Origin of the sequence: uncultured Mucilaginibacter sp., from assembly GCF_903913935.1 — a bacterium.
In the GTDB taxonomy this organism is placed as follows: domain Bacteria; phylum Bacteroidota; class Bacteroidia; order Sphingobacteriales; family Sphingobacteriaceae; genus Mucilaginibacter.
In genome coordinates, this window is record NZ_CAIWNH010000206.1 from 1 (window position 1) to 12,524 (window position 12,524).

6 protein-coding genes are annotated in these 12,524 nt (G+C 38.7%); 5 read left to right on the forward strand and 1 reads right to left on the reverse strand.

From position 1 onward, the window contains the following. The 4 genes from QZY09_RS07660 to QZY09_RS07675 all read left to right on the forward strand — a co-directional run. The coding region (locus QZY09_RS07660; protein ID WP_295670527.1) for a DUF6377 domain-containing protein at positions 1-805 on the forward strand (805 nt) is incomplete at its 5' end. Between the two features lie 612 nt (positions 806-1,417). Further along, positions 1,418-4,399 carry a SusC/RagA family TonB-linked outer membrane protein gene (locus QZY09_RS07665; protein WP_295670530.1) on the forward strand — a complete coding sequence of 994 codons (2,982 nt, stop codon included), beginning with the start codon at positions 1,418-1,420 and terminating at the stop codon, positions 4,397-4,399. A 25-nt stretch (positions 4,400-4,424) separates the two neighbouring features. Then, positions 4,425-5,963, forward strand: coding sequence for a RagB/SusD family nutrient uptake outer membrane protein (locus QZY09_RS07670; RefSeq protein ID WP_295670533.1), 1,539 nt, complete (start codon positions 4,425-4,427; stop codon positions 5,961-5,963). Positions 5,964-6,046: 83 nt separating this feature from the next. Continuing rightward, the gene (locus tag QZY09_RS07675) at positions 6,047-9,352 is read left to right on the forward strand and encodes a VCBS repeat-containing protein (RefSeq protein WP_295670535.1); all 3,306 of its coding nucleotides are present in this window, start codon (positions 6,047-6,049) and stop codon (positions 9,350-9,352) included. Here QZY09_RS07675 and QZY09_RS07680 read toward each other — a convergent pair. Further along, positions 9,342-10,277: a hypothetical protein gene (locus QZY09_RS07680; RefSeq protein ID WP_295670538.1), complete on the reverse strand. Its 936-nt coding sequence runs from the start codon at positions 10,275-10,277 to the stop codon at positions 9,342-9,344. The genes QZY09_RS07675 and QZY09_RS07680 overlap by 11 nt on opposite strands. Before the next feature lie 238 nt (positions 10,278-10,515). Here QZY09_RS07680 and QZY09_RS07685 point away from each other — a divergent pair. Next, the coding region (locus tag QZY09_RS07685) for a CRTAC1 family protein (protein WP_295670541.1) at positions 10,516-12,524 on the forward strand (2,009 nt) is incomplete at its 3' end.

The window sequence follows — 12,524 nt, forward strand, 5'->3', positions numbered from 1 at the left end:
CGTTGAAGATGCCTATACCTTTATTGAACAGGCAATGGATGATGCCCAATTTTATGGGGCAAGGCTCCGAAAAATACAAATTGGCGCAGTTTTACCTATCATCGCTGCACAAAAAATATTATTGGCTGATAAGAAAAGCCTGCAGGCTGAGAACGAAAAAAATAGATTCCTGGTTTATTTCTTGTCCATAACGGTTTTTGCTATCGTAATTGCTCTGGTTTCATTTATTGTGTTTATTCAATTAAAAAGAGTAAAAGTAAAAGAGAAGATAATTGCGGACAAGAATGATGAGCTCGAGAAAATAAACGAAAGGCTTATTGAAGACACACATATCAAAGAAGAGTATATCGGTTATTTTTTCAATGTGATTTCCGGTTATATTTTAAAACTGGAAAAACTTAAAAGAGGCATTGAGCGTAAGCTGGCAACCAAAAAATACGAGGATATGTTGGTATCGATAAATGAAATAAATATAAAAAAGGAGAGAGATACCCTGTTCTATACATTTGACCACGTTTTTCTGAAGATATTCCCCAACTTTATCAATACTTTCAACTCTCTTTTTAAGAAAGAAGACCAGATCTGGCCAAAGGACAATGAGGTATTAAATACAGACTTGCGCATATTTGCCCTGATGCGTTTAGGGATCAACGATAACGAAACAATTGCTAACATCCTGGAGTACTCTGTTAATACGATCTATGTTTACAAAATGCGGATAAAAGCTAAAGCGCTTGTCCCAAGCGATCAGTTTGATCATAAAATAATGGACATAAAAGCGGTCGACCTGGTCAATAAGCAATAACGTTTTTTTTTCTTCTAACAGCCTGTTAAATTCTAAGTTTTCACCCGTTTTCTGCTTTCAAAACGACATTTTTTCCTTGGGATTCTGTAGATGTATAAATATCATGTTCTGTTAAATTAATACACAAAAAGGTTAAATTAAGTTTATATTTTTCACTGCCTTTTGTTTTTTAATATATTGATATACAGATAATTGAGTTTTTAAAAGTCTATATTTTCTGAAATTTTTAGTAAACAAATAGGTAATGCTGTAAAGACCCTGTTACTTTGTATAGATGGTAATATGGGCTAACCCTAAATACTATTAAACAAACCAATTTTTTGACCTGTAAAACATAACCTGTTTTATTAATTGAATTCAGCCGGAAAACTGATTGAAGTAGGGTTTACCCTATTAAATTTTTTGTTGCTAAATTTTATAAAAAAGATTAAACCAAGATAATAAACTTAATTAACCATGGATTCTAAATTAATATTGTACTACCCTAAAGAAAAGTAACCCAAAAGAACATGTATACTGTTATGAGATAACAGGCATGAGAAAATCTAACAAAAACAAACAATTATTTTATGATTATTTTAATCAACCCAGTAAACCTTCAAAATCAATTTTATGCAATTTAAAAATTTACTTAAAGTAAGTTTACTTGCCTTATTCTGTTTTTTTATCGTGCCTGCAATGGCGCAGAATAAAACGATTTCAGGTAAAGTAACCGACTCAAAGGATGGGTCGCCTATAACAGGGGCATCTGTTCTTGCAAAAGGCACAACGGCAGGTGCTATTACCGACGTTAACGGTAATTTTAAATTAACAGTGACGTCAGCGGCAACAACTGTTATAGTTACTTACATCGGTTATGACCGCAAAGAAGTTGCAATTACAGGCGGCACTTTAAACATCACCCTTGAAGCTAGCTCCACTTCGTTAAATGAAGTAACGGTAGTGAGCATCGGTTATGGCTCGGCACGTAAGAAAGATCTTTCGGGCGCGGTTGCCAGCATTTCAGCTAAAAGCTTTAACCAGGGCGCGATTATTAACCCGGTTGACCAGTTATCTGGTAAGATAGCAGGTTTGGTGATCACACAACCAGGTGGTGACCCTAACCAGAGCGCATCTGTTCGCTTGCGCGGCCAGTCATCACTTGCGGGTGGATTGTCGCCATTATTTGTAGTTGATGGTATTGTTTTGGATGATCCAAGTCAATTTCAAAATATCCCTCCAGATGATATCGCGTCATATGACGTTTTAAAAGATGCATCTGCATCGGCTATTTACGGTTCACGTGGTGCCAACGGTGTAATTATTGTGACTACCAGAAAAGGTTCTGCAGGTCGTACAACTATTTCTTACGACGGACTGGCTGGTACCAGTACTCAAAGTAAGTATTATGACTTGCTTAATTCCAATCAATTGCGCGCTGCTGTTCCAGCCCTCGGTGCTTTAGATCATGGTGCAAATACCGATTGGCAAAAAGCTATAACCCGTACAGCGTACGAGCATCGTCATAACGTATCGATATCCGGAGGTTCAAATGAATTTAATTTCATTGGATCTGTGAATTATGCAGATCAACAGGGTATTGTTATCAACACAGATAAAAAACAATTAGGTTTGCGTTTCAGCGCTGAAGAGAAAGCGTTAAACGATAAACTTGATATCAAGGCTGGAATACAAAATGTAAGTACCACGCGTAGTTTTATCGATTATAGCAACTTCAGCTATATTTATAATACGCCGCCAACTTATCCTATCACCAATCCTGATGGAACATACTATGCATACAGTGATTTCAACCAGGCTAACCCTGTTGAGCATATGCAGCAATCTGTTTTTCGTGCTTATGAATATCTTACACTGATCAATGGTTCAGCAGATTACAGTATCACGAATGCTTTGAAGGTTGGTGTTGTAGGATCGATCACTCGTAACAACGTTCAAACTCACGGCTTTATACCTTCTTTTCCGCTTGAAGGAAATGTAAATCAGGCTGGTCAGGCACAAGAAAACACGAATTCTTACAAAGGAAATATCCATATCAACTATGATAAAACCTTTGGCAAAAGTACTTTGACTTTATTGGGTGGTTACGAATATAATGACTATCTGTATGATAATTTCAGAGCACTTGGCCAGGAATATATTACGCCGGATCAACAGGATAATAATTTAAGTGCAGGCAATTCATTGTTTAATAAAATCTATTCGTATAAGCAGGAGTATCTGCTGATTTCGTTTTTTGCGCGTGCCACTTATAATTATGATAGCCGGATTTATTTAACCGCTACCATCCGTCAGGACGGGTCATCAAAATTTGGTACAGCAAATCAACGCGGGTATTTCCCTTCGTTTGCAGCAGCTTACCGTTTCAAGAACGACCTGCTGTCTAACGTGGATTGGATTGATGATATAAAAATCAGAGCTGGTTATGGTATCACTGGTAACTCTGATGCTATTGGTACAACCACCACGCTGGAAACCGTTGGTCCTGTTGGTAGTTATTATAACGCTGCCACTGGTACGTACCCGAACGCTTATTCAACCAACCAAAATGCTAACCCGCTGTTGAAATGGGAACAAAGGAAAGGTCGTAATATTGGCCTTGACTTTTCATTGTTCAAAGGGCGTTTAACCGGTGACGTTAACTACTTTAATGATTTAACCAGCAATTTGTTATTTAACTATACTGTACCTACGCCACCATTTGTATATCCATCTATTCTGGCCAACGTAGGTTCATTAACCAACAAGGGTCTTGAAATAGCACTGACCGGACAAATTGTAAAAGGGCCTAAATTTAACTGGACCACCAATGCACAAATTACATTTGTTAAAACAACAGTTACTAATTTATCCGGCGTATATTCTTACGCAGGACAAACCTATCCATTAACCGCTCCTCAAATTCCGGTAGGATACGCTGTGGGCCGTGGATTAAGTTCTAACCCTATTACATTCTTAAAACCGGGCTACAGTCCATATGTCTTCTATCTGCCGCACTATACCGGTACAGATGCTTCTGGAAACCAAACATTTGATGGCAAAACGATTGCGCAGAATGCCAGCCCGTCCGGTCATTATATCGACCCGGCTCCGAAGTTTACTTATGGTATGACAAATAACTTCGATTATGGGAACTGGAACTTTAACTTTGCGTTAAGAGGTGTATCCGGACAGAAAGTTTTCAATAACACATTACTTGATGTGGAAACTATCACCCGTTTACCTGGAAACAACGTGACTAAAGAAGCACTTACCAATGGAATAAAAGATGCTCCGGTATCTTCTGATAAATGGTTGGAAGACGCATCATTTTTGCGCGTAGATAATGCTACTTTAAGCTATGCCTTTAAGAACCTTAGCTTTGCAAATTCTTTGCGTGTTTTTATTTCGTCAAACAATTTGCTGATTATAACTAAGTACAGAGGTCTTGACCCTGAAAATAAAACTGAAAACTCATCGGGTGGGAATGTTTTATTCGGCAACAACCTTAATGGTTCCAGTAACCAGGCTTATATTGACGCTAATTACGGCGGCCAGGCCTATTACCCAAGAGTTAGAACGATAACACTGGGTGTAAATGTTTCATTGAAATAATTGTTATTACTTAAATAAAACAGTGATGAAAAGAAAAAGAATTTATATTACTGTCTGCGCAATATTTTTGGCGGGCAGTATTACCGAATCCTGTACTAAACTTAAACAGAATACGTACAGTGTGGTACCGGTAAATAATTTTTACCAAACTCCCGATCAGATTGCTGCCGGTGTAGCTCCTGCTTATATTGCTTTGCAGAATATTCCGGATGGTAACGTTAATCAAATGAATGAAATTACCTCTGACGAAGTAATTGTGCCGACACGCGGTGGCGACTGGTATGATGGCGGTCAGTGGCAAGGTTTATGGTTGCATAAATTTAAACCGGATGTTTTTGTTGACGGCGGATGGAGCGACTTGAATAATGGAATTGGAAAGGTGAACTTTACTTTGAGTATTTTGAACGGTTTGGCAGCTAAACCTTCAAACTATGGCTCAATTGTGGCTGAGCTTAAAGTTTTGCGCGCCTATTTCTTTTTTCAATTGACGGATATGTTCGGTGACATTCCCCTCGTAACTGATTATAATACAGATCCAAGTAAGGTTATACAAGTAGCCCGTAAAGATGTTTATACATTTTTAGAAAGTGAATTAACTACTAACGTACCATTATTAGCTACCAATGTTGATAAAACTACCTATGGTAGGGTTACGCAATATGCTGGTTATATGTTACTGGCCAAATTATATTTGAATGCACAGGTTTATACCGGCACACCGCAGTGGACTAAAGCCATTACTGCTTTGAATCAGGTAATTAATTCTGGTAAATATATTTTACAACCTAATTATTTTGATAATTTTTCAACCAATAACGACGGTTCATCAGAAAATATATTTGTAGTTCCTTTTGATAAAGTTAATATCGGCGGTAATAACTGGGAAATGCAAACCCTCCACTATTCCTCAAACCTTACTTTTGGGTTAACAGGACAGCCATGGAACGGTTTCTGTTCTACAGCAGATGTTTTAAATAAATATACTGATCCTGCTGATGCACGTAAAGCGCAATATTTGGTTGGACAGCAATATGCGGCTGATGGCTTAACACCACTTCAGGATCCTCAGGCTAACTTACCTGTGATCTTTGATCCGAACATTACGTCATTATCTGATGCTTCCGGCCTTTTCCGTATGAAAGGTGCCCGCAACATTAAATATCATCCTGAAGCTGGGACTTCTGGCGGTCAGAGCAATGATATGGTTATATTCCGTTTAGCGGATGCTTACCTGATGCTGGCAGAAGCGTCCCTGCAAAACGGAGACGCAGCTACAGCGCTTGTGAATGTTAACACAGTACGCGCGCGTGCTGGTGCCGCTGCCTGGACAAGTGAAGATGTAACGCTTCCAAATTTGCTTGATGAACGCAGCAGAGAATTAGGTTGGGAAGGTTGGAGAAGGAATGACCTGATCCGCTACCAGGTTGCAACCGGAACGCATTACTTTACAGGTGCCCGTACCCCTGCGAAGGTAGATGATGGTGATACCCATACATTTGTATTCCCAATACCGTCACCTGAGTTAATCTCAAATCCTAACCTGCACCAAAACCCAGGTTATTGATCGATCAGTAATTGATTGCAGAATATAATTAATGGAGTGGTAGTTTTACCACTCCATTTTAGTTTTTACATTTACTAAACAATATGAAGTTAGAATACATAAAGCCATTATATTTTATTTTCTTTATTTTTTGCTGCTCCTGCAATAGGAAAAATGAATTGGACGCCAGGAATGCTTTATTTCAGCTACAGCCATCATCTCAAACAGGTATAGATTTTAATAATAAAGTAAAGGATGACGGGGAATTCAACGATTTTAACTTCCGTAATTTTTATAACGGTGGCGGTGTTGCTATTGGCGACGTGAACAATGATGGCCGGCCGGATATTTTTTTTACTTCCAACCAGGGCAAGTGTAAGCTCTATATCAACAAAGGGAATTGGAAATTTGAAGATGTAACTGCTAAATCAGGATTAAATGCTTATCACAGGTGGCATACCGGGGTAACCATGGTAGACATCAATGGTGATGGCTGGCTGGATATTTATATCAGCAATAGTGGTGGATTGGGTAATGCTGATAGAACGAATGAATTGTACATAAATCAAAAGGATGGAACATTTAAAGAAGAAGCCGCAAAATATGGCCTGGCAGATAAAGGCTTAGGTACCCAAGCTATCTTTTTTGATTATGACCATGATGGCGATCTGGATTGTTTTGTGTTAAATAATAGTTACAGGCCCATTGAGAGTTTTGGGTATAATCGTGAACTGCGTAATCAGCGTGATCCTTTAAATGGTGATCGTCTCTATAGAAATGACCATGGGAAATATGTGGATGTTAGTGCTGAGGCTGGTATTTACGGCAGTGAGATAGGCTTTGGCCTGGGGGTGGCTGCAGGTGATTTGTACAATAGTGGCTGGGACGATATGTATGTCTCAAATGATTTCTTTGAACGTGATTACCTCTACAAAAATCAGCATAATGGCACCTTTAAAGAAGTTGGTGACGAGGCATTAGGTCATATGAGCCAGTCCTCGATGGGGTCTGATTTGGCTGATATTAATAATGATGGCTATTTAGATGTTTTTACAACAGATATGTTGCCTGAAAATGATTTTCGTTTAAAAACCACGACGAAGTTTGACGAATTTGATATTTATAACGCTAAATTGAAAGGTGATTTTCATCATCAGTTTACGAAGAACTGTTTACAATTGAATAATGGGGACGGTACTTTTAGCGAAATCGCTGATTTAGCCGGCGTTAATGCTACGGATTGGAGTTGGGGAGCAGTTATTTTTGATTTCAACAATGATGGGTGGAAAGATATTTTTGTAACTAACGGCATCAGCAAGGACCTTACAAATCAGGATTTTTTAACTTATTTCAGCAGTGGTGAAGTCCTGAATGAAGTTAAGCACGGAGGTTTTAACAGTAAGTTTTTTTTAGGCAAAATGCCTTCTACACCGATCAGTAGTTATGGCTTTGTCAATCAAAAAAATCTAATGTTTAAAAACCAATCCGAAGCGCTCGGTTTATCGAAACCCAGCTTCAGCAATGGCGCCGCCTACGGAGACCTTGATGGCGACGGCGATATGGATCTGGTGGTCAATAACGAAAATGGTGAAGCATTTGTTTATCGGAATATGACCTCAGAACGTACGCACGCACATTATTTGAAGGTTGTTTTAAAGGGCAGCGGTATGAATACATTTGGTATCGGTGCGAAGGTAACGATCTATACTCACGGCATGGAGCAGCTTTTAGAGCAGCAACCCACCCGTGGTTTTGAAAGCAGCAGTGAACCTGTATTAAATTTTGGAACCGGAGAATATAAAAAAATTGATAGTTTAAGAGTGATTTGGTCGGATATGAAAATGCAATTGCTTAAAAATATCAGTACCAATACTAAGCTCATTTTGAAACAAGCTGATGCCCGTTTAAAATATATTCCGGCAGTAAAAGCCGTTAAGCCTTATTACTCTAATATCACTGCAACAGCGCTTAAGGGTGATATTTATCATAAAGAGAACGATTATAAAGACTTTGACGAGCAGCGGCTTATTCCGAAAATGCTCTCAACGGAAGGCCCTAAATTGGCTGTAGCTGATGTAAATGGTGATGGCCTCGAAGATTTTTTTATGGGAGGGGCTACCGGTGATACAGCTAAGCTTTTTTTGCAGCAACCTAACGGTTCATTCATTCGAAATAAACAATTTGCTTTTGAACGGGATAAGAACAGTGAAGATATTGGGGCCTTGTTTTTTGATGCATCACATACAGGGAGAAAAGACCTTGTGGTTGTGTCAGGAGGAAATCAGGAAAAGGAAGGCTCTCAGGATCTTTTTGCCCGATTGTATGTTAATGACGGCAAAGGGAATTTTTCGCGCAAATTTAATGGTTGGCCAATTATTTCTATCAATGCTTCCTGTGTCAGGCTTAATCCGAATAACGACGATTTATTTATTGGCGCCCGTAGTGTTCCTGGTTCATATGGCCTGATACCTTCCAGTAAATTATTGCGAAACGATGGACATGGAAATTTTACCGATGTTACCGCTTCTTTAGCGCCCGACTTACTAAAACTAGGGATGGTGACTGATGCCCAATGGGCCGATATTGACGGTTCAGGCCACAACGCTTTAGTGGTAGTAGGCGATTGGATGCCGGTTACAATACTTAAATATGTGAATGGCCAGCTTAAAAAAACAGGTGAAATCGCAAACTCTTCAGGCTGGTGGAACTGCTTGACAGTGGCTGACCTTAACGGTGATGGAAAATTGGATTTAATAGCTGGCAATAGTGGCCTTAATTCAAAAATTAAAGCCGATGCCCAGCACCCGGCAAAACTATATGTGGCTGATTTTGACGAAAACGGACAAACGGAATGCGTCCCTGTCTATTACAAAACCGACGGTAAAGCCTACCCCTTTAACCTTCACGATGATATAATTAAACAGATTCCTATTTTAAAAAAGAAATTCTTACGCTACGATGCTTATGCAGGAAAGGGTATCGACGATATTTTTACGCCAGAACAGTTGGAAAAAGCTTTGGTATTAATGGTTGAACAAACACAGTCCTGTGTTTTTTATAACAAAGGCAACAGTAGTTTTACTATCCAGCCATTGCCGGTCAGGGCACAATTTTCACCAGTATTCAGTATTTTGGTAACGGATATCAACAATGATGGGATAAAGGATTTGTTTTTAGGCGGTAATTTTTATGGTTTAAAACCCGAAGTAGGTAGGTATGATGCCAGCTATGGTGTTACACTATTAGGAAATCGGCGGCATAGTTTCGAATATTTGGCCCCAACAAAAACTGGCTTATTTATTAAAGGAGAGGTGCGTGATATTAAATTCGTGCATACAAAAAACGGGCAACAAATTATTGTAGCCCGTAATAATGATGCTTTACAATTATTTCAACATGTTAATAAGTAGTGAAATTGATTTGGATATTGATAATATCCAAATCATTTTCAGGAAGCTTGTTGTCGAGGTAGGTTTCAAATGGTAAAATCGGCATAGCCAAATTCCTATCGTTGAAATATCGTCGAACTGCTGCATATACTTTAAGCCGATCTGCAAATTTACCATGAAATCTTACCGTGTAAATGCTGCCGCTTGCAGGCATCTCCATAAAACTGATCAGCTTGTTCGTAGTTGTTTTTTTATTGATCGGCAGACCAATATTGACGTGCGTTGAGTCGTTGTTTTTTGGGAAAAATTGGGCAATCAATGGCTGCGTTTGTTGAAGCCCTTTGGCATAAATGAATTGTTTTAATGTGCCAAGTGTTTTTGCTGCTTCATTGAATTTATTTTTTGACAATACTGCTTTTTTTAAGACGATGATACAGGTATCTGTAACCCTTTTTTTGATGATTTTATATCCATAATATAAATCCGGATCTTCCATGAAATTCTTAAAGTCAGCGATGTGGTTTTGAGAAATATTGTGATTGGTAATCAATTCCAGCAGTAGTTTCAATCCGTTTGTTTTTTCTGTTACCATAACAGTAGTAATATTTGTCGCTTTCTCCGGGATCAGTGTATAGCTGTATTCATTTGAATTTTGTTCAGCAATACTAAACGTATAGCCGTTGATGGTATTCACGCTTAATGAATTATCACCATAACTGATCACAAAATTGTTTAAGTGTTGTTTACAAATAACTTTTGTTTTATCTGAAGAGTTCGCTGCTCTTAAATCATTTCTCCATTGAATCCAGTTTTCTCCGACGGCTAATTGCTGGTAGGCATTAAAAAATGAGGCTTTAACTGATACGGATTGTTGTTGTGTAAAAGGAAAAAAAAATAGCAATATCACCAATAGCAATATGGAAATTAAAATAACTTTTTTTTTCATTTGGGTTTAAAAATAGAATGGATCCGAAAATAAGTAAAAAAATCTATTAATGTGGCTCAGGATATTGTTTATGTGTGTTTTTTACCATCTCATAGCTTGTTTTACTGGTAGATATTTAATAGTTTTATGACTTTATAAACCCTGAAATATTTAGATTAGTGTAGCAGAAAAGCGGATTGGAAATACCTTTCATTTAGTTTGTTTTCCACTAAAATAGATTGCTTCAAAAGCTTTTTGAATGATACCTTACTCCCCTGGAAAAATATTAACATACAGGATATTTTATTTTGTCGCAATAGTGCTATTGATCTTTTTATGCGGCTTATGTTCTTGTGAAAAACGGCAGGCGGAGACCCCCGTTTTTCAATTGCTTGATTCAACTCAAACAAAAATAAATTTTAGCAATACATTAAGTGATACCGATACACCTGGCATTTTAAATTACTTGTATTTTTACAACGGTGGCGGTGTAGCCATCGGCGACATCAATAACGATGGTTTACCCGATATTTTTTTTACGTCGAACAAAAAAGGGGGCAATAAACTCTATTTAAACAAAGGTAATTACCAGTTTGAAGATATAACGGATAAAGCCGGTGTGGCCGGCATAGCCGACTGGTGCACAGGCGTAACGATGGCCGACGTAAATAATGATGGGTACCTGGATATTTATGTATGTGCGGTTTCAGGTAAATTAGGTTTTAAAGGGCATAATATGCTCTATATCAATAACCACGATGGTACGTTTACCGAAAGTTCGGCTGCTTATGGGCTTGATTTTTCAGGATTTTCCACCCAGGCAGCCTTTTTCGACTATAACCATGACGGACAGCTGGATTGTTTTTTGTTGAATCAATCTAATCATTCCGTTGATACTTATGGCGATACCAGTTTACGCAGGAAAGTAAATAAACTGGCCGGCAGCAGGCTGTTTTTAAATCAAAAAGGACATTTTGAAGATGTAACATTAAAGGCAGGGATCTATAGCAGCGCCCTGGGCTATGGCCTGGGTCTGGGTATTGCTGATTTAAATAACGATGGCTGGGAAGATATTTATGTTGGTAATGATTTTCATGAAAATGATTATTACTACATCAATAATCACGACGGGACATTTACCGAATCAGGCGCTAAACATTTTAATCATTACAGCAGGTTTAGCATGGGGAATGATATAGCCGATTTTAATAATGACGGTCAGCTGGATATTATTACCGCAGATATGCTTCCGCCAGAGGAAAATATCCTAAAATCATATATGGGGGATGAGTCCTTTGATCAGTATAAATATAAGATCGTGGACGGCGGTTTTCAATATCAATATTCGCGAAATTGCCTGCAAAAAAATCTGGGTAATGCCCAGGCATTCAGCGAAGTGGCTTTAATGGATGGGGTAGCCGCGACCGATTGGAGCTGGAGCCCCCTGCTTGCTGACTTTGATAACGACGGGAACAAAGATCTTTTTGTCGCTAACGGCATCAAACGACGGCCCACAGATATGGATTTTATAAGTTTTATTTCTAACCTGTCGGTACAGGGCGCTTTACAAACCGGCCATGGGATCGATGACCTGGCCGTCAACAAAATGCCCACAGGCGCAACCCACAACTATGTATTTAAAGGGACAAAAAGCGAAAAGTTTGTTGATAAAAGTGAGGCATGGGGTATAAGGGATACGATGTTATCAAACGGTGCTGCATATGCCGATTTGAATAATGATGGTAAACTTTCCCTCGTGGTAAATGCCTTAAACCACCCGGCATGCATCTATAAAAACACATCGTCCGGCAACCATTACCTCAGCGTGAAATTTACAGGCAGCCAGGATAACCGCTTCGGCATCGGTGCAAAAGCATATGTTTTTTGCAATGGGCAAATGCAATATGAGCAGCTCATGCTCACCAGGGGCTTCCAGTCGTCGGTTGAGCCAAAGCTCCATTTTGGTTTGAATGATCAAAAAAAGGTAGATAGCCTATTGATCGTTTGGCCAAATCAAACCTGGCAGCTCATTAAAAATGTGAAAAGCGACCAGCTATTTGTTGCCGATCAAAAGAATGCGAAAGGTCATTTCGAATATGGTAAATTCTTCCCTGCTCCCAAACCTGTTTTTAAAGATATTACTGCCGATATAAACCTCAACTGGAAACATCAGGAAAATGATTTTGTGGATTTTGACGTTCAGCCATTTATCCCGCATATGCTTTCAAAAGAAGGGCCACGGATTGCGGTTGCTGATGTAAATAATGA

Coding starts and splice junctions, on each gene's coding strand:
- QZY09_RS07680 (WP_295670538.1), bottom strand. CDS start 10,277: ATGAAAAAAAAAGTTATTTTAATTTCCATATTGCTATTGGTGATATTG.
- QZY09_RS07665 (WP_295670530.1), top strand. CDS start 1,418: ATGCAATTTAAAAATTTACTTAAAGTAAGTTTACTTGCCTTATTCTGT.
- QZY09_RS07675 (WP_295670535.1), top strand. CDS start 6,047: ATGAAGTTAGAATACATAAAGCCATTATATTTTATTTTCTTTATTTTT.
- QZY09_RS07670 (WP_295670533.1), top strand. CDS start 4,425: ATGAAAAGAAAAAGAATTTATATTACTGTCTGCGCAATATTTTTGGCG.